At 72.7% G+C, this 22,843-nt stretch carries 22 protein-coding genes and 2 rRNA genes (1 of these 24 running past the window's edge); 21 read left to right on the plus strand and 3 right to left on the minus strand.

The window, feature by feature from the left end:
- Together ER308_RS19730 and rrf are read left to right on the plus strand one after the other, a co-directional pair.
- Nucleotides 1-949, plus strand: a 23S ribosomal RNA gene (locus ER308_RS19730) (it extends 2,111 nt beyond the left edge of the window).
- A 67-nt stretch (nt 950-1,016) separates the two neighbouring features.
- Nucleotides 1,017-1,134, plus strand: a 5S ribosomal RNA gene (gene rrf / locus ER308_RS19735).
- Between the two features lie 120 nt (nt 1,135-1,254).
- Here rrf and ER308_RS19740 read toward each other — a convergent pair.
- Nucleotides 1,255-2,211 carry an MBL fold metallo-hydrolase gene (locus ER308_RS19740; protein ID WP_131156571.1) on the minus strand — a complete coding sequence of 319 codons (957 nt, stop codon included), beginning with the start codon at nt 2,209-2,211 and terminating at the stop codon, nt 1,255-1,257.
- Nucleotides 2,212-2,360: 149 nt separating this feature from the next.
- Nucleotides 2,361-3,107 carry a rhomboid family intramembrane serine protease gene (locus tag ER308_RS19745; protein WP_131156572.1) on the minus strand — a complete coding sequence of 249 codons (747 nt, stop codon included), beginning with the start codon at nt 3,105-3,107 and terminating at the stop codon, nt 2,361-2,363.
- Between the two features lie 71 nt (nt 3,108-3,178).
- On the opposite strand from ER308_RS19745, the gene ER308_RS19750 reads away from it, so the two are divergent.
- Genes ER308_RS19750 through ER308_RS19760 form a run of 3 tightly spaced genes read left to right on the plus strand, consistent with a single transcriptional unit; the run spans nt 3,179 to nt 4,516 of the window.
- The gene (locus ER308_RS19750) at nt 3,179-3,526 is read left to right on the plus strand and encodes a phasin family protein (RefSeq protein ID WP_131156573.1); all 348 of its coding nucleotides are present in this window, start codon (nt 3,179-3,181) and stop codon (nt 3,524-3,526) included.
- Nucleotides 3,523-3,723, plus strand: a complete 201-nt coding sequence (locus tag ER308_RS19755) for a hypothetical protein (RefSeq protein ID WP_131156574.1) — start codon at nt 3,523-3,525, stop codon at nt 3,721-3,723. Before ER308_RS19750 ends, ER308_RS19755 begins: the two co-directional genes overlap by 4 nt.
- A complete protein-coding gene (locus tag ER308_RS19760; RefSeq protein ID WP_131156575.1) occupies nt 3,701-4,516 on the plus strand; it encodes a TlyA family RNA methyltransferase in 816 nt (271 codons plus the stop codon). Before ER308_RS19755 ends, ER308_RS19760 begins: the two co-directional genes overlap by 23 nt.
- Here ER308_RS19760 and ER308_RS21870 read toward each other — a convergent pair.
- Nucleotides 4,513-5,934: a Kelch repeat-containing protein gene (locus tag ER308_RS21870; protein WP_165492268.1), complete on the minus strand. Its 1,422-nt coding sequence runs from the start codon at nt 5,932-5,934 to the stop codon at nt 4,513-4,515. The genes ER308_RS19760 and ER308_RS21870 overlap by 4 nt on opposite strands.
- Before the next feature lie 110 nt (nt 5,935-6,044).
- Between ER308_RS21870 and ER308_RS21875 the strand changes: the two genes are divergently transcribed.
- The 16 genes from ER308_RS21875 (at nt 6,045) to der (ending at nt 22,804) form a co-directional block, all read left to right on the plus strand.
- Entirely contained in the window at nt 6,045-6,953 is a 909-nt protein-coding gene (locus ER308_RS21875) for an NAD(+)/NADH kinase (RefSeq protein WP_165492269.1), read from the plus strand.
- The gene (recN, locus tag ER308_RS19770) at nt 6,953-8,623 is read left to right on the plus strand and encodes a DNA repair protein RecN (RefSeq protein WP_131156576.1); all 1,671 of its coding nucleotides are present in this window, start codon (nt 6,953-6,955) and stop codon (nt 8,621-8,623) included. The genes ER308_RS21875 and recN overlap by 1 nt, the downstream gene beginning before the upstream one ends.
- 205 nt (nt 8,624-8,828) lie before the next feature.
- Nucleotides 8,829-10,034 (plus strand): hypothetical protein, encoded by a 1,206-nt coding sequence (locus tag ER308_RS19780; RefSeq protein WP_165492270.1) that lies wholly within the window; start codon nt 8,829-8,831, stop codon nt 10,032-10,034.
- Between the two features lie 213 nt (nt 10,035-10,247).
- Complete coding sequence (locus tag ER308_RS19785) at nt 10,248-12,056, plus strand: CTP synthase (protein WP_131156579.1); 1,809 nt, start codon at nt 10,248-10,250, stop codon at nt 12,054-12,056.
- Nucleotides 12,057-12,168: 112 nt separating this feature from the next.
- Nucleotides 12,169-12,717 carry a thioredoxin family protein gene (locus tag ER308_RS19790; RefSeq protein WP_131157130.1) on the plus strand — a complete coding sequence of 183 codons (549 nt, stop codon included), beginning with the start codon at nt 12,169-12,171 and terminating at the stop codon, nt 12,715-12,717.
- Entirely contained in the window at nt 12,714-13,283 is a 570-nt protein-coding gene (locus tag ER308_RS19795) for an NUDIX domain-containing protein (protein WP_165492271.1), read from the plus strand. Before ER308_RS19790 ends, ER308_RS19795 begins: the two co-directional genes overlap by 4 nt.
- Before the next feature lie 3 nt (nt 13,284-13,286).
- Nucleotides 13,287-14,237, plus strand: coding sequence for a site-specific tyrosine recombinase XerD (gene xerD, locus ER308_RS19800; RefSeq protein WP_131156581.1), 951 nt, complete (start codon nt 13,287-13,289; stop codon nt 14,235-14,237).
- Nucleotides 14,234-15,574 (plus strand): thymidine phosphorylase, encoded by a 1,341-nt coding sequence (locus ER308_RS19805; RefSeq protein ID WP_131156582.1) that lies wholly within the window; start codon nt 14,234-14,236, stop codon nt 15,572-15,574. The genes xerD and ER308_RS19805 overlap by 4 nt, the downstream gene beginning before the upstream one ends.
- Nucleotides 15,575-15,638: 64 nt before the next feature.
- Nucleotides 15,639-16,454 carry a segregation and condensation protein A gene (locus tag ER308_RS19810; protein ID WP_131156583.1) on the plus strand — a complete coding sequence of 272 codons (816 nt, stop codon included), beginning with the start codon at nt 15,639-15,641 and terminating at the stop codon, nt 16,452-16,454.
- Nucleotides 16,451-17,098, plus strand: a complete 648-nt coding sequence (gene scpB / locus ER308_RS22155; protein ID WP_205745754.1) for an SMC-Scp complex subunit ScpB — start codon at nt 16,451-16,453, stop codon at nt 17,096-17,098. Before ER308_RS19810 ends, scpB begins: the two co-directional genes overlap by 4 nt.
- Nucleotides 17,095-17,886, plus strand: a complete 792-nt coding sequence (locus tag ER308_RS22160) for a pseudouridine synthase (RefSeq protein WP_205745755.1) — start codon at nt 17,095-17,097, stop codon at nt 17,884-17,886. The genes scpB and ER308_RS22160 overlap by 4 nt, the downstream gene beginning before the upstream one ends.
- Complete coding sequence (gene aroH, locus ER308_RS19825) at nt 17,883-18,251, plus strand: chorismate mutase (protein WP_131156585.1); 369 nt, start codon at nt 17,883-17,885, stop codon at nt 18,249-18,251. The genes ER308_RS22160 and aroH overlap by 4 nt, the downstream gene beginning before the upstream one ends.
- On the plus strand, nt 18,248-19,393 hold the full coding sequence (locus tag ER308_RS19830; protein ID WP_131156586.1) for a prephenate dehydrogenase/arogenate dehydrogenase family protein: 1,146 nt from the start codon (nt 18,248-18,250) through the stop codon (nt 19,391-19,393). The genes aroH and ER308_RS19830 overlap by 4 nt, the downstream gene beginning before the upstream one ends.
- On the plus strand, nt 19,390-20,709 hold the full coding sequence (aroA, locus tag ER308_RS19835) for a 3-phosphoshikimate 1-carboxyvinyltransferase (protein WP_165492272.1): 1,320 nt from the start codon (nt 19,390-19,392) through the stop codon (nt 20,707-20,709). The genes ER308_RS19830 and aroA overlap by 4 nt, the downstream gene beginning before the upstream one ends.
- Nucleotides 20,706-21,368 (plus strand): (d)CMP kinase, encoded by a 663-nt coding sequence (gene cmk / locus ER308_RS19840; RefSeq protein WP_205745756.1) that lies wholly within the window; start codon nt 20,706-20,708, stop codon nt 21,366-21,368. The genes aroA and cmk overlap by 4 nt, the downstream gene beginning before the upstream one ends.
- The gene (der, locus tag ER308_RS19845) at nt 21,365-22,804 is read left to right on the plus strand and encodes a ribosome biogenesis GTPase Der (protein WP_205745757.1); all 1,440 of its coding nucleotides are present in this window, start codon (nt 21,365-21,367) and stop codon (nt 22,802-22,804) included. Before cmk ends, der begins: the two co-directional genes overlap by 4 nt.
- Nucleotides 22,805-22,843: the final 39 nt, after the last annotated feature.

The raw sequence follows: 22,843 nt of genomic DNA on the forward strand, positions 1-22,843 counted from the left end.
AAGTTCCGACCTGCACGAATGGCGTAACGACTTGGGCACTGTCTCAACCAGGAGCTCGGCGAAATTGCAATGCGAGTAAAGATGCTCGCTACGCGCAGCAGGACGGAAAGACCCCGGGAGCTTTACTGCAGCTTGGTGTTGGGGTTCGGCATTGTGTGTGCAGGATAGGTGGGAGGCTAGGAAGCCCGGACGCTAGTTCGGGTGGAGCCACCCTTGGAATACCACCCTCACAATGTGGAGCTTCTAACCTCGGTCCGTTATCCGGATCAGGGACAGCGCCTGGTGGGCAGTTTAACTGGGGCGGTTGCCTCCTAAAAGGTAACGGAGGCGCTCAAAGGTTCCCTCGGGCTGGTTGGCAATCAGCCTTTGAGTGCAAGGGCACAAGGGAGCTTGACTGTGAGACTGACAGGTCGAGCAGGTGCGAAAGCAGGACCTAGTGATCCGGCGGTGGCATGTGGGAGCGCCGTCGCTCAACGACTAAAAGCTACCCCGGGGATAACAGGCTTATCTCCCCCAAGAGTCCACATCGACGGGGAGGTTTGGCACCTCGATGTCGGCTCGTCGCATCCTGGGGCCGGAGTAGGTCCCAAGGGTTGGGCTGTTCGCCCATTAAAGCGGCACGCGAGCTGGGTTTAGAACGTCGTGAGACAGTTCGGTCCCTATCCGCTGCGCGCGCAGGAGACTTGAGGAGGGCTGCCCCTAGTACGAGAGGACCGGGGTGGACGCACCTCTGGTGTGCCGGTTGTCCTGCCAAGGGCATGGCCGGTTTGCTACGTGCGGAAGTGATAAGCGCTGAAAGCATCTAAGCGCGAAGCACTCTCCAAGATAAGGTCTCCCACCGTCACGAACGGGTAAGGCCCCCTGCGAGACGACAGGGTTGATAGGCCGGAGGTGTAAGCTCAGCAATGGGTTCAGCCGACCGGTACTAATAGGCCGAGGACTTGCCGTGATGCTCGCGCTCGCTATGGAGTTCCGAGTCGTCCGCCGAGGGCGCGACCTTGACAACTTCACAAACGTTCCGCGGCCATAGCGGAGGGGGTACACCCGGTTTCCATCCCGAACCCGGAAGTTAAGCCCTCCAGCGCCGATGGTACTGCAGGGGTCACCCTGTGGGAGAGTAGGTCGCCGCGGACCAATCACATGCGAATGCGGCGCAGCCCTGACGGGGCGCGCCGCATTCGCATGTCGGGCGTTGGTGCGCTGCCGTTCCGTGTCGGCGTGGTCGTTGTGGAGGGCGTGGCTGTCCGGGGTGGTTCAGCGGTCCTCGGCCGCGGTGACGCGTCCCTCGGCTCGCAGGTCGAGGTACCGCATGAGGCCAGCGGCGTTGCTCTCGAACCCGGACAGGAGCCGGACCCGTCGCTCGGCGTCGGGGTCGTCGGGGTCGGGAACGACGTCGTCGGCGAAGCGGTACGCGAGCGTCTCAGCGATGTGGTCGAGCTCGGAGTGCTCCCGCCACGCGGCCTCCGCGGTCTCGAACCACGCCGCCAACCGCTCGGAGGCCTCCGCGAGCGCCTCGTCGGCAGGGTCTACCGGGCCGTAGTGCGCGAGGTACACGCGTGCGGGTGCGAGCCCCCGGTACCGCGTCAGCGTGCGCTGGGCGAGCACGAGATCGAAGTCCGGAGGTGGGGTGGCGGGACGGATCACCCGCATCCCGGGCATCTTCACCCCGACGCTGTCGCCCACGAACAGGGACCCCGAGTCGCGATCGAAGGCGCTGATGTGGTGCTTCGCGTGCCCGGGGGTGTAGAGCAGGTCGAGGCGGCGCCCACCACCGAGGTCGAGGACGTCCCCGTCGCCGACGCCGAGCACCCGCGGCTGCTCGACCGGTGTGCAGTCACCGTAGACGGTGTCCATCAGCTCGCCGTAGACCCGTCGGCTCGACGCGTTGAGCTTCTCGGGATCGACCAGGTGCCGGGCGCCCACCTCGCTCACCACCACGTGCGCATTCGGGAAGGCGGCGGCCACGTCGCCCGCGCCACCCGCATGGTCGAGATGGATGTGGCTGAGCACCAGGTAGGCGAGGTCGTCGGGATCCATTCCCAGCTCGCGGAGGGCCGAGATCACGTTGTCGACGCTGAGCGCCGGTCCGCACTCGATGAGCGCCGGGCGCGGCGCCTCGATCAGGTAGCCGGCGGTGACCTGGGTCATCCCCGCCGTGTGGGTGTCGATGGCCCGGATGCCTGCTGGCAGCGCTTCGGTCGTTCCCGCCACGGGTCGCCTCCTACCGGTCGGGTGGTGCGCCGGGGTCGGCCTCGAACGGCGCGCCACCACGCTACTGAAGCGACGAGACCCGGCGAGGCCCCCACGGCCGACCACCGGGCCGGACCGTCGCCGGCGCCCGCCCGCGACCGGCCGCGTGCTCACGGGGAGCGTCTCGTTCGGCGCCGGCGGCGTCCACGCGGTCGGAACAGCCCCACGATGACGAGGCCGGCGATGAACCCGGCGACGTGCGCGAGGGTCGCGACGTGCCCACCGGTCAGCGAGCCGACCTGCAGGTTCACGAGCTCCAACGCGAACCACCCGCCGAGCACGAGGATGGTCGGCAGGCGCAGCACGAGGAAGAACAGCGCGGGGATGGACACGGTCACCCAACCGCGCGGGAACAGCCGGAAGTACGCGCCCAACACGCCGGCGATCGCACCGGAGGCCCCAACCAGAGGTTGGGTGCCCGAGGGATCGGCGAGGACGAACACGAGTGTCGCGACGATGCCGACCACCAGGTAGAACCCCAGGTAGCGCAGGCGGCCGAGGCGGTCCTCGAGCGTTCCCCCGAACACGCCCAAGAACAGCATGTTCGAGAGCAGGTGCAGCCAGCCGCCGTGCAGGAACATCGCGGTGAGCACCGAGAGCGGGACGGACTTCCCCGGAATCGGATCGGTCGGGCAGTCGCCCGGGACGGTCTCGGCGACCTGTCCCGAGTCCAGGGGCGCGAGCTGGGTGATCTCGGCGGGGATGGCCGCCCACTCGAGGAAGAACCGTGCCTGTGCGCACGCATCGTCCCACCAGGGGGTGAGGAAGGCGAAGACCGCGATGTTCGTGAGCAGGAGGAGACGGTTGATCCAGGGCGTGCGTCTCGGGCGCTGCCCGTCGCCGAGTGGGATGACCATGACCCGGCGAGGTTACCTGCCGCCCGCGGTATGCTCGGCGGCCGGACGCGGCCGATCAGGAGGGCACCGGCATGGCTGGCTCGCCGTGGGGACGGTACCTGGACCTCGCCGGCGGCATCGTCGCGGTGCCGCGCCGGACCGCGGAAGCGGTCGTGCAGCGCCTCGTGCAACAGGGGGAGGTCGCCGCGGAGCGGGCCGAGCACGTGGTCGACGACCTGCTCGCGCGCTCCGAGCGCAATCGGGGCGCGATCGCCGAGGTCGTGACCGCGGAGGTGGAGCGGGTCGTGGACCGGCTCGGCCTCGCGCGGCAGGCCGACCTCGACCGGTTGGAGCGCCGGGTCGACGCGCTGGCCCGGGAGGTCGATGAGGCCCGCGCGGCCGCGGACCGCGCCAGCCCGGACGGGAACGCGGGCTCGTGACCGAGGACCCGGATCCGCTGCTCGACCTGCGCGAACGCGTTCGCGCGCTGGACGAGCGACCGGTCGTTGAGCATCCCGACGAGTTGGAGGAGGTCCACCGCCGGCTCGTCGCCGAGCTCGACGAGCTCGCGAACCAGCGGCAGCGCGACCGCGATCCCGACGCCGAGCCGCCCGGTGAGCCGCCGCACCCGGCTTGATGCCGCGCTGGTCGCGCGCGGCTTCGCGGCCAGCCGCGCGGAGGCGCGGGCCCTCGTCGAGGAAGGTCTCGTCACCGTCGGCGGTGCGCCGGCCGCCAAGCCGGCCACTCTCGTCGCGCGCGACGACGACCTGGTGGTGCGCGCGGCGGCCCGCTGGGTCTCGCGCGGCGGCCAGAAGCTCGTCGGCGGGCTCGACGCCCTCGAGGTGGCGGTCGCCGGACGCCGTGCCCTCGACGCGGGCGCGTCCACCGGCGGCTTCACCGACGTCCTCCTCGCGCGGGGAGCGGCGCAGGTCGTCGCGGTCGACGTCGGGTACGGCCAGCTCGCGTGGCGGTTGCGCAGCGACGAGCGCGTCCACGTGCTCGAGCGCACGAACGTCCGGCACCTCGAACCCGATCGGATCCCGCCTCCGCCGCCCGATCTGGTCGTCGCGGACCTCTCGTTTATCTCCCTCACGCTCGTGCTGCCGGCACTGGTGGGCGTGGCGGCGGCTGAGGCGGATCACGTGGTGCTCGTGAAGCCACAGTTCGAGGTGGGGCGCGAACGGGTCGGCTCGGGTGGTGTGGTGCGTGACCCGCAGGCGCACGTCGACGCGATCGCCGCCGTGGGCGAGGCCGCAGCGGGCTCGGGTCTGGGGGTCGTCGACGCCGTCCCGTCGCCGTTGCGCGGTCCCGCGGGCAACGTCGAGTTCTTCCTGCACCTGCGGGGCGGCGCGGACGGGCAGCCGGGTGGTGCGCGCACGGTCGCCGAACGTGCGGTCGCGGTCGTGCGGCCCGACGCGCCACGGCACTAGTTGGACGCTCGCGGGCCGAGCCGCGCGTCCGACTCCCAGAACTCGAGTTGCGTGGTGCTGCCGAGGCCGTCGTCACCGCCGTAGACGAAGATCCGATCGCCCGTGGAGACGGTCCGGGCTCCTCGGCGATCGGCGCCGCGAGGGAGCCGCAGGACCGGTTCGCCGTCCCCCACGAGCAGTCCCCGCGTGCCTCGCTGTCCCCCGATGAGCGCGAGCGTGTCCGCGGCCCACGTGACCGCGGTGCGGCGCCCGCCGGGTACCTGACCGACCGCCAGCGGCGTCCAACCGTTCCCGTCCAGGCGCAGGCCCGGCGGGTTCGCGCGGCTGTCCCAGAGCACCAGCCCGTGGTCGGTGACGGCCGCCTTGGCACTGGTGAGGTGTGGCAACGGGGGCAACGGCAGCGGGGACCATGCGGGCGAGGCCCTGCCGGCCGTGTCGCCTTCGGCCGTGTCGCCTTCGGCCGTGTCGCTCTCGGCCGTGTCGCCCTGGGCCGTGTCCTCGGTCGAGTCCTCGGCCGTGTCCTCGATCGGCAGTTCGGCGACGAACGGTTCGCGGTCGGCGAGCCCCCACACCACCAGACGCCCGTCGACCCAGCGCGCGTCGACCGAGGCGTAGCCCTCACCGCCGGGATCGGGCGCGTCGGGCAGGGCGCGCCACCGGTCCCTGGCGGGCTCGTAGACGGCGGCCACCAGCGCGCCGTCGGAGGTCGCCCCGGTCACCGCGACCCGGTCAGCGTCACCGACGGCGACGGGGGAGCGCAGCGGGGGCAGCGGGCCGTCGCGGACGGTCTCCCACCGGTCACGTGCGGGGTCGTAGCGGGCACCGTCCCCGGCTTCGCCCTCGTCGAGCCTGCCGCCCCACACCACCAGGACCTCGCCGGTCCAGACGACGGCGGCGCCGCGCCGCTGCTCCAGCGGCCACCGCGGCAACCCTCGCCAGCGATCGTCCTGCGGGTCGTACGCCGCCGCCTCCGCCGCCAGGCGGGGATGGCCGTCGCGGCCCCCGAGCACGAGCAACTCCTCCCCGGTCCACGCGATCGCGGACCAGCCGCTGGCACGCAACGGCGATGGTGCGGCGACCCGCCACCGTCCCCCGATGTCGACCACGTCGGCGGGCGCGCGCCCCACCGGGGCGGAGGGCGGGACGCCCTCGGTGGGCTCCGTCCGCAGCTCGTCGGCGCCGGTCCCGTCCGATGGCTCCGGGACGGGAGGTGGGACGGGCAGCTCGTGCCCGGTCACGAGCGCCAGTGCCCCCACGACCGCCAGTGCCCCCGCGACCGCCAGTGCCCCCGCGACCGCCAGTGCCCCCACGAGCAGCTGCACGGGGAGCCACCGACCGAGAAGTCGTGCGCGGCCGCGAGCGGATGGGCGGGGCTCCCAGTCCCCCGCAGCGTCGGGGACGCGGCCTGCGTCGGTCACGAGCGCACGGTACTACCCGGGCCCGGAGGCGGCGGGTGGCCCCGTGGAGCACGCGCCGGCTGTGGGGACGTGGGCGAGATGCGCGGCGGGGAGCGGATAGCATCGGCGGCGTGACCGGGACCCCGAACCCCGCCTCCGCGAGCCCCTCAGCCGTGCGGGCCGCCGCGCCGCCCCGCACCGTCGGCGTCGTCGTCCACGGTGCTCGGGCCGATGCCATCAGCGCGGCGCGAGATGCCGTGACGCGCTTGCGGGGCAGCAGCGTCGACGTCGTCGGCGCCGACCCCGAGGTGTGGGACGGCAGTGGCCTGACCGTCCGCGAGGCCCGGTCGTTCGGCGAGGGCCTCGACCTCATCGTCGCGTTCGGGGGCGACGGCACGCTGCTGCGTGCCGCCTACCTCGCCCGGGACCAGGGCGTGCCGCTGTTCGGCGTGAACCTCGGACGCCTCGGTTTCCTGTCGGAGGTCGAGGCGGCCGAACTGGAGGCGGGGCTCGGCCGCCTGCTCGAGGGCGACTACACGGTCGACGAGCGCATGACGCTCGCGGTGGAGGTGCACGACGCCGACGGCGCCGTCGTGGGATCGTCGTGGGCGCTGAACGAGGCCTCGGTCGAACGTGTGTCGCCGCAGCGGCTGATGGTGTTCGAGGTCGGTGTCTCGGGCACGAACCTCGCCCGCGTCCCCGCCGACGCGATCATCTGCGCCACGCCCACCGGCTCGACCGCGTACGCGTTCAGCGCCCGAGGGCCCATCGTGTCGCCGCTCGTCCAGGCCATCCTGCTGGTGCCGGTCGCGCCGCACTCCCTGTTCGACCGCACGATCGTCGTCGACGCGGGGGAGCGGCTCGAGGTCGAGCCCGTCGATGGCGGGGAGGCCGCGGTGAGCCTCGACGGCCGCGAGTCCATCCGGCTGCCGGACGGAGGGTCGGTCCGGGTGGTGCGCGGCAACATGCCCGTGCGGATGGTCCGCCTCGGCGAGTTCGACTTCTACCGCCGCGTTCGCGACAAGTTCGGGTTGCGCTGATGCGTCCCCACCTGTCGGAGCTGCGGATCCGCGACGTCGGGGTCATCGACGAGGTCTCCCTGGAGCTCGAACCGGGCCTCACCGTGCTGACCGGCGAGACCGGTGCCGGCAAGACGATGGTCGTCGCCGCGCTCGAGCTCCTGCTCGGCGGTCGGGCCGACACGGATCGGGTCCGGGGCGGGGCCAGCCGTGCCCTGGTCGAGGGCGTGGTGACCCCGCCTCCCGACGAGGCCGGGGAGTGGCTCGACGACGGCGACGAGGAACTGGTGGTCTCGCGGGAGGTCGCCAGCGGACGCAGCCGGGCGCGGTTGGGCGGGCGGCTCGCGCCCGTGTCGGGCCTCGCCGACGTCGTGGGGGCGGTCGTCGAGGTGCACGGCCAGCAGGACACCGCGCGGCTCTCCGAACCCACGGCGCAGCGCGAGCTGCTCGATCGGTCGGGTGGAGCGACCGTGGCCCGCGCGTTGGAGGCCTACCGCGAGGTCTACCAGCGTTGGCGGGCAGCGGCGGACGAGCTCGCCCGCCTCGAGGAGGGCGGCCGGGACCGCGCGCGCGAGCTCGACCGACTCCGGTTCGAGCTCGCCGAGATCGACGCGGTGGATCCGCAGCCCGACGAGGAGGAGGAGCTGGCCGGTGAGCTCGCGCGGCTGGAGCACGCCGAGTCGCTGCAGGCCGCTGCCCACGGCGCCGCCTCCGCCCTGGCGGACGACGGCGGGGCGCGCGATGCGCTCGGTTCCGCGGTCGCCGCCCTGCGGGGGGTCGCGGGGGTCGACGAGCGCCTCGACACGCTGCTCGCCCGGCTCGAAGGGCTCGCCGCCGATGTGCAGGACGCGGGCCTGGAGCTGGGCCGCTACGCCGACGAGCTCGAACTCGAACCCGAGCGTCTGGAGCACCTGCGTGAGCGGCAGGCGGCGCTCGCTGCGTTGACGCGCAAGTACGGGCCGTCGGCCGCGGCGGTCGTCGAGTACGCCGCCGAGGCCAGGGAACGGCTCGGAGGCCTGGAGGGCGGTGACGAGCGCATTGCCGAGTTGCGCGACGAGGTCGCCGCCGCCGAGCGCCGGGTGAGCGAGCGGGCCGAGGAGCTGCGAGCCGCGCGGCGCGAGGCGGGGGCCGCACTCGCCGACGTCGTGGCGGGGCACCTCGCAGATCTCGCGATGGCCGATGCCACGGTCGAGGTCGCCGTCGAGGCGACCGAGCCCGGACCGTACGGCGCCGACCGTGTGACCTTCCAGCTCGCGGCGAACCCCGGGGAGCCGATGCGCCCGCTCGCGAAGGCGGCGAGCGGAGGGGAGCGCAGCCGCGTCGCGCTCGCGCTGCGCCTGGCTCTCGCCGACGCCGACGAGACGCCCGTGCTCGTGTTCGACGAGGTCGATGCGGGCGTCGGCGGCAGCGTCGCGCTCGCCGTGGGGGAGAAGCTCGCGCGCCTCGCGCGGGGCCGCCAGGTCCTCTGCGTCACCCATCTCGCCCAGCTCGCGGCGCACGCCGACACGCACCTGGTCGTGGCCAAGGACGGGGACGCCGACGGTCGCACGCGTGCCCGGGTGGATCGGGTGGCCGACGCGGAGCGCGTCGACGAGCTCGCGCGCATGCTCTCGGGCTCCAGCGGCCAGGCCGCGGCCGAGCACGCCGCGGAGTTGCTCGACCGCGCGCAGCGTGCCGTCAGCGACGCGTAGGCACGGCCGTCGGACACCGGGTTCGATCGTTCGCGCGCCCTCGGCGAACGAGGCGCGGTGTGTGGCTCAGCATCACTGATCGACAAGCATCGAAGCATACTCGAACATAATGTTCGAATCCGAATGATATCTGGGTTTGCCGATTGTGATCCCCGTCAGCATACTGCTGCCGCCAGAGAAGCGACAGAAGGGGCGGGGGCGCACGATGAGGCGGCAATCGACGTTCCGGGGAATCGCGCTGGTCGGCGCGGCGGGCCTGATCATGGCGGCGTGTGCGGACGAGACGGTCGAGGACTGTGTCGACGCGCTCGACGACCTCGCAGCCCTGGGCGGGGCGATCGACGACGAGATCGCGACGTTGGCGGTGGACGAGGAGCCCGAGGAGGAGTCGGACGAGGAGCCCGAGGACGAACCGGACGACGAACCGGACGACGAACCGGACGACGAACCCGAGGAGGAGCCGGACGAGGAGCCGGACGACGAGGGGCCGAGCACGTTCGGCGACCACGGGGAGGCCATGCTCTCGTCGCCGTCGAGCCTCGAGGTCGCGGGCGAGCCCAGCGAGCTGGCGAGCCTCTCGCCGGCCGTCCGCGACGTCGCCACGGGCGCCGAACCGTCGGGGGCGACCGAGGGTCTGGAGATCCCCGAGGAGGTCATCCCGGACGAACCCGTCGTGGTGTTCGAGGCCTCGGGTGGCTACGACTGGAGCCTCGGGGAGCTCGCGAGCTCGACGTGGACGTTCGGGTTCTTCGCGGAGCGTGGCGACGACGACGGTGAACGCTTCCGAGCGGTGGTCGAGGAGGCCGGCTTCACCGAGGAACGTTCGTCAGAGACGACCGAGGAGGGGCTCACCGTCGATCGGGTCGAGTACGTCGACGACGGCGGGCCCGGCTCCACGCACCGGCTGACCGTCGATGTGGGCAGCCTCGACGAGGACGAGGACACGGTCGTCGTGTTCTACGACTCGCACCATACGAGCGAGGACGGCGCGCAGCTCGACGGCAACGAGCACGGGTGGGTCAACGCCGTCGAGGTCCCGGGCGACGCGGGTCTCGATCGGGTGAACAGCGGCTACGTCGTGCCGCGCGTCTCCCTCCTGGAGCCGTCGATCGACCTCCAGCGTCGTGCTTCCTTCGTGATTCCCACCGACGACGTGGACGCGATGAAGGAGATCGTCGAATCCGGTGAACTGGTGGAGGGGGTCGACCTGTCGGTCACCAGCGAGCACGAGGACGACGACTACCGCGCCTACGACCTCGAGAGCGACGAGGGCGACACGTTCAACGTGTCGATCAGCATCGATGGGGTAGAGGACGGCGTCAGCACGGTGACCGTCCGCGCCAGCCTCGTGGCGCTGGACGTCGAGATCGGCAGTGCGATCGAGGGTCAGGGTCCGGACCTGGAGACGTAGGAGTCCTTCGTGGGCGTCTACCGGGAGGGGCGGTGGCCGCGACGGACCTTCTCCGGCGGTCCTGCTTCTCGGTGGCGCGGTCGGGTTGGTACGGTCGGGCCCGACTCGGGTAGGGGGTGCGGCACGGCACCTTCGCCCGAGAGGTGATGTCGGGCCGGACCGTGGCCCGGCTCCCGCGCAGGCGAGCCGATCGCCCGACACGGAGGAGACCGCGTGGCCAAGCACATCCTCGTGACCGGCGGCGTCTCCTCCTCGCTGGGCAAGGGGATCACGGCGGCGAGCCTCGGGCGGTTGCTGAAGGCGCGGGGTCTGCGCGTGACGATGCAGAAGCTCGATCCCTACGTGAACGTCGACCCCGGCACGATGAACCCGTTCGAGCACGGCGAGGTCTTCGTCACCGAGGACGGGGGCGAGACCGACCTCGACCTCGGTCACTACGAGCGGTTCATCGACGAGAGCCTGCACAAGGTCTCGAGCGTCACGACCGGGCAGATCTACCAGTCGGTGATCGCCAAGGAGCGGCGCGGTGACTACCTGGGCAAGACCGTGCAGGTCGTCCCGCACGTGACCGACGAGATCAAGTCCCGCATCCTCGCCCTCGCGCACGAGGACCGCGCCGCCGGGCCCACGGACGTGGTGATCACCGAGGTGGGCGGGACCGTCGGCGACATCGAGGGGTTGCCGTTCCTCGAGGCGATCCGCCAGCTGCGCTACGACGTCGGGCGCGAGCAGATCTGTTACGTGCACTGCGCCCTCGTCCCGTTCATCGGCCCGACCGGGGAGCTCAAGACCAAGCCGGCGCAGCACTCGGTGCGCGAGCTGCGATCCATCGGGATCCAGCCGGACGCGCTGGTATTGCGGTCGGATCGGCCCCTGTCGCCCGAGCTCAAGCAGAAGGTCGCGATGCTCTCCGACGTCGACGTCGACGGCGTCGTGAGCGCCCACGACGCCGACAGCCTCTACGCGGTGCCGCTGCGGCTGCGCGAGGAGGGACTCGACGACTTCGTCGTGCGGCGGCTGCGGCTCGACCCGGTGCCCGAGCCGGACCTGACCGAGTGGTCGGCGATCGTCGACCGTGCGCTCGCGCCCCAGGACCGCGTGCGGATCGCGGTGGTCGGCAAGTACACCTCGCTGCCGGACGCCTACCTCTCGGTGGTCGAGGCGCTCGGTCACGCCGGTGTGGCGAACGGGGTCGAGGTCGAGATCGCCTGGGTGTCCACCGACGAGTTGGTGCCCGGCGAGGACCCCGAGGTCGTCGCGTCGCTGGGCGACGCTGCCGCACGCCGAAGCGGGATCGGGGGAGGTGGCAATGGTGCGCTCGACCACGGCCTCGCCGCCCGCGTCGATCGGGCGCTCGGCCGCGTCCACGGCATCCTCGTGCCCGGCGGATTCGGCGTGCGCGGCATCGAGGGCAAGGTGGTCGCGGCGCAGGAGGCACGCGAGCGCGAGGTCCCCTATCTCGGGATCTGCCTCGGGCTGCAGGTCGCGATCATCGAGTACGCCCGCCACGTGCTGGGCCTGCGCGAGGCGCACTCGACCGAGTTCGCGCCCGAGACGCCGGATCCGGTGGTCGACCTCATGCCGGACCAGCACGACGTCGCCGATCTCGGCGGGACGATGCGGCTCGGCACCTACCCCTGCCGACTCACCCCCGGGACGCGATCGGCCTCCGCCTACGGCGAGCCCGTCATCTACGAGCGCCATCGGCATCGCTGGGAGGTCAACAACCGCTACCGCTCGGCTCTCTCGGACGGCGGCATGACGTTCGCCGGCCTGAGTCCCGACGACCGCCTGGTGGAGATCATCGAGCTCGAGGGCCATCCGTGGTTCGTCGGGACGCAGTTCCATCCCGAGTTCCGGTCGCGACCCAACCGACCCCACCCGCTGTTCGCGGGGTTCGTGGCAGCGGCCCGCGAGCGCATGCTCGCCGAAGCCGGGCGTCTCCCGGAGTTGGACGACCCCCGTGACGTGACCGCCGCCGTGCGCGGCGGCGTGGCGCCGTCGGCCGGGGACGGCACGTGAGGGTCCACCGCACGCGGGCACCCTCCGGGCGGCCATCCCGCTGCCGAACCGCGGGCCCGGCCCCCGCGAGGTCCGGCGACGAAAGGAGCCCACAGTGGCGGTGAACTCGCAGATGGTCGAGTTCGGTATGCGCGCGCCGGCGTTCTCGTTGCTCGATACCGAGGGCCACGAGGTGTCGCTCGACGATTTCGCCGACGCCCCCGCGATGCTCGTGATGTTCATCTGCAACCACTGCCCGTTCGTGAAGCACGTGCAGCACGAGCTGGCGCGGCTGGCCGAGGAGTACCAGCAGCGAGGCGTCGGGGTCGTCGGGATCAACGCGAACGACCCCGAGACCCACCCCTCGGACTCGCCCGAGGAGATGCGCGCCGAGGCCTCCCGCGTGGGGTACACGTTCCCGTACCTCTTCGACGAGCGCCAGGACATCGCCAAGGCCTACGGTGCGGTCTGCACCCCGGACTTCTTCCTCTTCGACGGCGACCGGCGCCTCGTGTACCGGGGTCAGACGGACGCCAGCCGGCCCGGGAACGACGTCCCCGTGACCGGGGAGGACCTGCGCGTGGCACTCGACCGCGTCCTGGCGGGTGAGCCCCCACCCGCCGAGCAGCATCCCAGCGTGGGCTGCTCGATCAAGTGGAAGCCGGGCAACGAGCCGGCGTGAACGCCTCCGACGAGCCCCGACAGGACATCGTGTGCGTCGATTCGCGGCGGGCCTACGAGGGTGTGCTGTCGCGCGTGCGGATCGACGTCCTCGAGTCCCCCGACGGCACCAGGTTCGAGCGCGAGGTCGTCGAGCACGTCGACGCGGTGGGGATCGTGGCGGTCACGCCCGAGGGGGAGGTCGTGCTCCTGCGGCAGTACCGCCGACCCGTGGGGGAACGGCTGCTGGAGATCCCCGCCGGCATCTGCGACGTGGTCGGCGAGGAGGCCGCCGGCACCGCCGCCCGCGAGCTCGCGGAGGAGACCGGCTACGCGGCCGATCGATTCGAATGGTTGGGCGCGGCGTGGAACTCGGCGGGCTGGACCGACGAACGGACCGAGCTCTTCCTCGCCCGCGACGCGGTGCCGCAGGGACACCCCCAGGACTTCGTGGCCGAGGCCGAGGAGGCGGCCATGGACGTGGTCCTCCTACCCCTGTCCGACGCCGTCGAACTCGTGCGCGGTGGGGCGGTCCCCGACGCGAAGACCGCGCTCGGCCTGCTGCTCGCCGAGGGACGCGTCGGTTAGGCGATGGGCTCGCTGCCACGCCACGGGGACCGCTACCTCGACTACCTCCGGGTGGAGCGGGGGCTCGCCACGCAGAGCCTGGCGGCCTACCGTCGGGACCTCGAGGTCTACGGCACCTGGCTCGCCGAGCACGGGCCCGGCGACCCGCTGAACGCGTCGCGGGACGACCTCGCGCGGTTCGCGGGATGGCTCCGCGAGCGCAGGACGCCCCGGGGGACCCCGTACGCGTCGGCGAGCACTGCGCGGGTGCTGGTGGCCGTGCGCGGGCTGCACCGCTTCCTCGTGGACGAGGGCCTGGCCACGGACGATCCCTCCAGCGAGCTCGGCGGACCGAGCCCCGGCCGGCCGCTGCCGAAGGCGCTCGCCGTGGACGAGGTGGAGGCCCTGCTCGACGCCCCGACCGGGGATGAGCCCACCGGCATGCGTGACCGCGCGATGCTGGAGCTCCTCTACGCCGCGGGCCTCAGGATCAGCGAACTCGTGAACCTGGATGTCGACGACGTCGACGCTGCAGAGCGGGTGTTGCGATGCCGCGGCAAGGGCGGCAAGGATCGGGTCGTCCCGGTCGGTCGGACCGCTGCGGCGAGCGTCGATGCCTGGCTCGTGCGCGGGCGCCCCGCGATGGCGCCGAGGGACGCGGCGCTGTTCTGCAACGGCCGTGGGGGACGGCTCAGCCGGCAGGGCGCGTGGAAGATCATCAAGAAGCACGCCGAGGCCGCGGGACTCGCGGAGCGCGCCTCGCCGCATATCCTGCGGCACAGCTTCGCGACCCATCTGCTCGACGGTGGCGCCGACGTACGGGTGGTCCAGGAGCTGCTGGGGCACGCGAGCGTGAACACGACGCAGATCTACACCCTGGTCACCGACGGTCGCCTCCGGGCGATCTACGACGAGGCTCATCCGAGGGCGCGCTCGACGGACGACGACGGGCTCGCGAAAGGAGCGGCGACGTGAGCGAGGACACCCGAACCCCGGGCGGCGTGGCACTGCCCAGTGAGCTGATCGGTCGCAAGCGCGACGGGGGCTCGCTCACCGAGGACGAGCTGCGCACCCTGGTCGAGGGTTACCTGGAGGGGCGGGTCGGCGAGGGCCAGATCGGCGCGTTCCTGATGGCCGGGGTCCTGCGCGGGTTCAGCCGCGACGAGGCGATCGCGCTCACGCGCATCTTCGTCGAGTCCGGAGCCATGCTCGAGCAGGCCGGGCTCCCCGGTCCGACCGTGGACAAGCACTCGACCGGCGGGGTCGGGGACGGCACCACCCTCCTGGTGGCCCCGACGCTGGCGGCCTGCGGCGTGACGCTGGTGAAGCTCTCCGGTCGCGGCCTGGGTCACACGGGCGGCACGCTCGACAAACTCGAGTCGATCCCCGGCTTCCGGGTGGACCTCGACGGTCGGGAGCTGTACCGCGTCGCGAGCGAGGTGGGCTGTGTCGTCGCCGCGCAGACCAACGAACTCGTGCCTGCCGACCGCGAGCTCTACGCGCTCCGGGACGTCACGGGCACCGTCGAATCGACGGCGCTGATCGCCTCGAGCGTCATGAGCAAGAAGCTCGCCGCGGGCTCGAACGCGATCGTGCTCGACGTGAAGGCGGGGGAGGGTGCGTTCATGGCGTCGGAGGAGGCCGCGGCCGAGCTGGCCGAGCTCTGCGTCGAGATCGGGGAGGCCGACGGCCGTCGCACGGTGGCGCTCGTCACCGCGATGGACCAGCCGCTCGGCACGGGGATCGGCAACGCGCTCGAGGTCGCCGAGTGCGTGCGACTGCTCGAGGCCGAGCCGCAGGGACGTCTGGCCGAGCTCGCCGCGGAGCTCGCCGCGACCGGCCTCGCGCTCGCGACCGAGACCGACCTCGACGCAGCTCGGGAGCGGGTGCGCGACGCGTGGAGCTCGGGCGCGTCCCGCGCCAAGCTGCGCGAGATGATCGTGGCCCAGGGCGGCGATCCCGGGGCGGTGGACAACCCGGCGGCGACGCTCCCGCAGGCGCCCGTGCAGCGCCCGGTGCCCGCGGACGCGGCCGGGTGCGTCCGCCGCGTGGCCGCGCGCGGGGTGGGGGAGCTGGCCGCCTGGCTGGGCGCGGGCAGGGCCCGCAAGGGCGATCCCGTGGATCCGGCGGTCGGCCTCGACCTGCACGTGGCCATCGGCGACGAGGTCGAGGCCGGGCAGGCCCTGGCCACCGTGCACGCTCGCGACGATGCGACCGCGGACGAGGGCGCCCGCCGACTCGGCGAGCTCATCGAGGTGGGAGCTCCCACGGAGGCGCCGCCCACGCTGCTGCGCCGCGTCGGGTCGGTCTGAACGGCCGGCCTCGTCCCGGCGCTCCGGTCCGACCCTCCCTCCACGGCGTTAGACTCCGCGCGACATGGCGGCTTCGTACACGGTCTCGGTCGGGTCCTTCGAGGGCCCGTTCGACCTGTTGCTGCAGCTCATCGCGCGACACAAGGTCGACATCCACGAGATCTCCCTCGCGGAGATCACCGACGACTACCTGGCGGTCCTGGGCGCGATGGAGGAGGTGGACCTCGAGGTGACGACCGAGTTCCTCGTCGTCGCCGCGACCCTTCTCGAGCTGAAGGCCGCGCGCCTCCTGCCGGGCGAGGAGGATCCCGAGGTCGAGGAGCAGGCGCTGGAAGCGCGCGACCTCCTCTACGCCCGGCTGCTCGATTACCGCATGTTCAAGGAGGCTGCCGGGTGGCTGGCGCTGCGCCTGGGGGACCACGAAGGGTTGGTGCCCCGCACCGTCGGTCCGGAACCCGAGTTCGCCGCCTTGCGCCCGCCGGTGCAGGTCGGGGTGGACGTCGAGGGGCTGGCAGCGGTGGGCCGCCGCGTCTACGCCTCGCAGCCGCCCGGTGAGGTGGACACGAGCCACCTGCAGCCGGTGCGGCTCACGGTGCGCGAGGCGGCCGGAATGGTCGTCGACGAGCTGGTGCGCGCCGGGGGTCGTGTCACGTTCCGGGAACTGACCGCCGGGTGCCGCCACCGGGTCGAGGTGGTCGTGCACTTCCTGGCGCTGCTTGAGCTCGCCGCGCGCGACCACGTCGACCTCGAGCAGGCCGAGCGCTTCGGGACGATCACGGTCCACCTCGCCTCGGGCGACGACGGCGCCCACCGGCTCGACGACCTGACCCCGACGAGCGCCGACCTCGCCCCCACCGCGCCTCCGGAGGCCGACGAGTGAGCGCGGAGCCGGACGCCCTGCTCGGCTCGGAGCTCCGCAAGGCGCTCGAGGCGGTCCTGTTCGTGGTGGAGGAGCCGGTCGACGTCGTGACGCTCGCGCAGGTCCTCGAGGTGCCCACTGACGACGTGGAGGCCGGGCTGCGGGCGTTGCGCAGCGCCTACGTCGACGAGGGCCGCGGGTTCGTGCTCCGTGAGGTGGGCGGGGGCTGGCGGCTCTACACCGACCCGGGCGCCAGCGCGTACGTCGAGCGGTTCGTGCTGAACGGGCGGACGAACCGTCTGTCACAGGCGGCGCTCGAGACGCTCGCGGTCGTCGCGTACGAGCAGCCGGTGACGAGGGCGCGGGTCGGCGAGATCCGTGGCGTCGACGCGGACGGCGCGGTCAGGTCCCTCGTCTCGCGAGGGCTCGTCACCGAGGTCGGGCGAGCAGAGGTGCCGGGGCAGCCACTGCTCTACGGGACGACCTCCGACTTCCTCGAGCGCCTGGGACTCAACGACCTCGGCGAGCTGCCCCCACTCCCGGATCTGGCGCCCAAGGGGCCCGCTCCCGCCGAACCGCCCCCGGGTGGCTACAAGCAGGCCCGGCGCGAGGTCGAGAGCTCGTGGCAGCAGCCACCGGATCCGTCCGACGAGGGATCGGCGTGACCGTCGAACGTGTGCAGAAGGTGCTCGCGGCGGCCGGGGTCGGCAGCCGGCGAGCGTGCGAGGAACTCATCGCCGACGGGCGGGTGACCGTCGATGGTGAGAAGGTCACGCTCGGTGCGAAGGCCGACCCGACCGCACAGATCATCGCCGTCGACGGTGAGCGGGTCGCGGTCGACCCGCGGCTCGTTCACCTGATGCTGAACAAGCCCCCGCAGGTCGTGACGACCGCCTCCGACCCCAAGGGCCGGCGCACCGTCCTCGACCTCGTTCCCGAGAAGCCCCGCGTGTATCCGGTCGGTCGACTCGACCGCGACACCGAGGGCCTGTTGCTGCTCACCAACGACGGCGAGCTGGCGCACCGGCTCGCGCATCCTCGCTTCGAGATCGAGAAGACCTACGTCGCCCAGGTGGCCGCGCCCGTCCCCAAGGGCCTGATGGGCCGGCTGCGGGCAGGTGTCGAACTCGACGACGGGACGGCGCACGTGCTCTCCGCCCGGCAGCTCGGCAGCGACTCGAAGCGCGTCCTCATCGAGCTCACCCTCGCCGAGGGCCGCAAGCGCGAGGTCCGGCGACTGCTCGCCGCGGTCGGCCATCCCGTGCAGCGACTCGCCCGGGTCCGGATCGGCCCGCTCACGCTCGGCGAGCTGTCCACGGGGAAGTATCGCCCGCTGAACGGCCGGGAGGTCCGCGACCTCTACCGCGCGGTGGGGCTCGGGGCGGAACCCGATGGCGGCGACGACCGTGCGGACGACGGTTCCGCGCGCACGAGCGGACGGAGGCAAGCGTGAAGGTGGCAGCACTGCGCGGGGCGACGACCTTGGACGAGGACACGCGCGATCAGGTCCTCGAGCGGACCGGCGAACTGATCCGGGCGATGCTCGAGCGCAACGACCTGCACACCGACGATCTCATCAGCCTCGTTCTGACCGCGACCGATGATGTGCGCAGCGAGTTCCCGGCCGCCGCGGTGCGCGCGGCCGGGATCAGCGACGTCCCGATGCTCTGCGCCCGTGAGCTCGCGATCGAGGGGCCGTCGAACATCCCGCGCTGCATCCGGTTGCTCGCGCATCTGCAGACCGACCGCGAGCGTGGTGAGCTCCGCCACGTGTACCTGCGCGACGCGCGCCAGTTGCGCAGTGACCTGCGCGAGTGAGCGTGGACACCCCGCCGCCGTCCGATCACGCGGCACGCCTGCCGCGGCGTGTCGCGCTCGTCGGCACCGGGCTCATCGGCACCTCCCTCGGCCTCGCGCTGCGTCGGGTCTCCCAGATCGAACGGGTGACCGGCTACGACGCAGACGCGCAGCGCTTGGCTGTCGCCCACGAGCGCGGCGCACTCGATGCGGCGGCGTCGACGGCGGAGGAGGCCGCCCGGGGCGCCGACCTGGTCGTGCTCGCGGTCCCGGCGAGCGCGGTCGGCCGGGCGGCGGCCTCCGTCGCGTCCGCCCTCCCCGAGGGGGCGATCCTCACCGACGTCGCGAGCGTGAAGCGACGGGTCGTCGAGCAGTTGCAGGACGCGGCCCCCGCCGGGGTGCACGTGATCGGTGGCCACCCCATGGCCGGGTCCCACGAGAGCGGCCCCGAACACGGCTCGGCGGAGCTGTTCGTCGGCGCGACCTACCTGCTGACCCCCACGACGTACACCGCACCCGCGGCCTACCAGCGCCTGCACGCGCTCGCGGGGGCCATCGGCGCGCGGCCGCTGGCCGTCCATCCCGCCCGTCACGACCTGCTGGTCGCGGTCGTGAGCCACCTGCCGCAGCTCGCCGCGACGACGCTCATGAACCTCGCCACCGAGCGGGCGCAGCGGGAGCACGCCGGGTTGCTGTTGCTGGCCGCCGGCGGGTTCCGGGACGCGACCCGGGTGGCGGCGAGCGACCCCGACCTGTGGCTCGAGATCTGCGCCGAGAACCGGGAGGCGATCACCGCCGTCCTCGACGACTACGCCGAGCGCATCCGCGAACTGCGCGAGAGCCTCGCCCACGAGGACTCGACCGCGCTGCGGCAGGTGCTCGAGCAGGCCCACGCCGGCCGCCGTGGCCTGCCCAGCAAGGAGGTCAGCCGCCGGCCGATGGTCGAACTCGTCGTGCCGATCGCCGACCGTCCGGGAACGCTCTCGGAGGTCACGACCACGGTCGGCGCGGTGGGGGTGAACATCGAGGACATGGGCATCGAGCACGCCGCCGAGGGCGGGCGTGGTGCGCTGCGGCTCGCGGTCTCCGGCACCGAGGAGGCACACCGGGCGCGGGACGCGATCACCGCGCGCGGGTACGAGGTCGTGGAGCGTCGCCTGTGAGCGTCGAGCCCGAGGCCGTGCCACGTGCCGCGGTCGCGCTCAGCCCGGCCGGGGCGGTCGCGGGCGCGGTGCGCGCGCCCGCCAGCAAGAGCGTGACGAACCGGCTGCTGCCGATCGCCGCGCTCGCCCGCGGCACGAGCACCCTGCTCGCCCCCCTCGAGAGCGACGACTCCCGCGCGATGCGCGACGCCGTCTGTCTGCTCGGCGCGCAGGTCCTCGCCGATCCCGAGCCCGACGGGACGCCGCGGTGGCACGTCACCGGGACCTCCGGCGCCCTGCGCGGCGTCGCGGGACCGCTCGACGCGGGCCTCTCGGGGACGAGCATGCGTTTCCTCGCCGCCCTGGCGCCGCTGGCCGACGGGCCGGTCACCGTCGACGGGGAGCCCCCGCTGCGGCGGCGCCCGGTCGGTCCGTTGACCGCGGCGCTCGCGCAGCTGGGCGCGAGCGTGCACGACGACGACGGCTACCCCCCGGTGACCAGCGCGGGTGGTGGGCTCGTCGGCGGCGACGTCACCATCGACGTGCGGGACTCGAGCCAGTTCGCCACCGCCGTCCTGCTGGCAGCACCCTACGCGCGCGAGGGCGTCACGGTGCGCCTGGCGGGGGAGGCCGCGGTCGCCTACATCGTGCTGACCGTCGAGGCGATGCGGGCCTGGGGGGCGCAGGTCACCGATCTCGCCGACGGCTGGCGGGTGACCGCCGGCACCGGCTACCGCGCGCGCTCGGTCGAGGTCGAGTACGACGCGAGCGCCGCGGTGCACCTGTTCTCGCTCGCGGCCGCGACCGGCGGCACGGTGACCGTCACGAACGTGCCGTCGAGGACGTCCCAGCCCGACGCAGCGGTCGTCGACCTGCTCGCCGCCATGGGTTGCCGCACCGCCCGGGACGGCGACAGGCTCTCGGTGACCGGCCCCGAGCGGCTGCGGCCACTCGACGCGGACCTCTCGGCCCACCCGGACCAGATCACGACCCTGGCCGCCCTCGCCGCGATCACGTCGGGCACGAGTCACCTGTCGGGCGTGGGAGTCGCGAGGCACCATGAGACCGACCGGCTCGCGGCACTCGCCACCGAACTCGGCAAGCTGGGAGTGCGCGTCGTCGAGGAGCCCGACGGGCTCGTCATCGAAGGGGGCGCGGCGGCAGGGCCGGCGCGGCTCGCGACCCACGACGACCACCGGCTGGCGATGGCGTTCGCCGCGATCGGCGCGGCCGTCGGTGGGGTCGTGGTCGAGGAGCCGTGGTGCGTGACGAAGACCTATCCGGGCTTCTGGCGCGACGCGGCCGCGCTCGGCGTGCACTGGGAGGAGGAACCGTGAGGGACGTGGTCGCGATCGACGGTCCCGGTGGCGTGGGCAAGTCGACCGTCGCGGCCGCACTCGCCGACCGCCTCGGTGTCGCCCACGTCGACACCGGCGCGTACTACCGGGCAGCCACGCTCGCGTGCCTGCGCGCCGGCGTTCCCCTCGGGGAGGGCCCCGCCTGCGCCCGGGTGGTGGAGCAGGCCCACATCGACCGGCGGGGCGGACGGACATTCCTCGACGGCGCCGACGTGGAGCACGCCATCCGCGGCCCGGAGGTCACCGAGCACGTCTCCCAGGTCGCCGGGCATCCCCAGGTGCGACGGCTGCTCGTGCCCCGGCAACGTGCGGCCACCGCGCACGGAGGGGTGGTGGAGGGTCGCGACGCCGGCACCGCCGTCGTGCCCGACGCACCCGCGAAGGTGTGGCTCAGCGCCGACCCCCGCGAGCGCGCCGCACGAAGGGCACGGCAACTCGGCATCACCGATCCGGCCGAGATCGACGCGCTGACCGCTGACCTCGCCCGACGCGATACCGCCGACGCCCGACAGATGGAACGGGCCCACGACGCGATCGTCGTCGATACCAGCGAGAGAACCGTGACCCAAGTGGTCGAGGCGATCGTCGAGCGCCTGCCGACCGGCCCCGACCACGTACGCATGAGGGAGGGTTCGTGACCGGCGACCAGCGCGCCTCGCGCGTGCCCAGTGAGGCGGGGACCGCGGGCGTTCCCATGGTCGCGATCGTCGGGCGGCCCAACGTCGGCAAGTCGACGCTCGTCAACCGGCTCGTCGGCCGCCGCGAGGCGATCGTCGAGGAGCGGCCCGGCATCACGCGCGACCGCACCGTGCACGACGTGGAGTGGATCGGCCGGAACCTCGTCGTCGTCGACACCGGTGGCTGGGTGCCACCGCACCGGCTGGGCGACACGTCGGTGAGTCCGGATCCGCTCGCCGGATCGGTGACCGAACAGGCAGAACTCGCCGCGGAGACCGCCGACGTCGTTCTGCTGGTGGTCGATGCGGCGACCGGGGCCACCGAGGAGGACGAGGAGGTCGCTCGTTGGCTGCGGCGGGGCGCGGCGCCCGTGCTGCTCGTCGCCAACAAGGCCGACGCCGTGGCGAGCGGTGCGCCCGGAGGACCGCGTCATTCCCTGCCGGTCGCCCTCGCTGAGCTCTACTCCCTGGGCATCGGAGACCCGTGGCCGGTGAGCGCGCTGCACGGTACCGGGTCGGGCGACCTGCTCGACGCGGTCGTCGATCTCTTGGACGAAGCGGGCGCGTTCGACCGACCACAACCCCTGGCCGAGGGAGTCCCGGGCATCACGCTGATCGGTCGCCCCAACGTCGGCAAGTCGTCGCTGTTCAACCGTCTGGTGGGCGAGGAGCGCGCTCTCGTCGACGAGCGGCCGGGAACGACCCGCGACGCCGTCGACACGCTCGTCGAGGTGACACCGGGTCGACAGTACCGGTTCGTCGACACCGCGGGGCTGCGGCGCCGCAGCCGCGTCCGCCAGTCGACCGAGACCTACAGCCGCTCACGGACCCTGCGAGCGCTGCACGCGTCGGCGGTCGCGCTGTTCGTGCTCGACGCGAGCGAACCCGTCGGTGAGCAGGACCAGAAGCTCGCCCGAGAGATCCTCGATGCCGGGCGGGCGATGGTGCTCGTGCTGAACAAGTGGGACCAGGTCGATGCCGAGCGCCGCGAGATGCTCGAACGGGAGCGGGATCGTCTCCTGCACTTCCTGCCCGATCCACCCGTGGTCCGCACGAGCGCGACGACCGGCCGTGCGGTTCAGCGGTTGCCCGACCACATCGACGGAGCGATCGCGGAGTGGACACGGCGCGTGCCCACCGCTCGGCTCAACGAGTGGCTGGGCGAGGCCGTCGCGGCCACGCCCCCGCCACGGCACGACGGGCGTGCGATCAAGGTCCGATACGCCACGCAGGTGGCCACGGCCCCACCGACCGTCCGCGTGTTCGCGAGCGGGAAGGTCGACGACACCTACCACCGGTACCTGGAGCGCAGCCTGAGGGACGCGTTCGGCTTCGCCGGCAGCCCGGTCGATCTCGCGGTTCGGGTTCGGCCACGGTGGGGGGAGCGCGACCGGTAGGTCGCGCTGGATCGCTGGCCCGAGGGCTCGCGTCGTTCC

Origin of the sequence: Egibacter rhizosphaerae (genome assembly GCF_004322855.1) — a bacterium.
Taxonomy (GTDB): Bacteria; Actinomycetota; Nitriliruptoria; order Euzebyales; family Egibacteraceae; genus Egibacter; species Egibacter rhizosphaerae.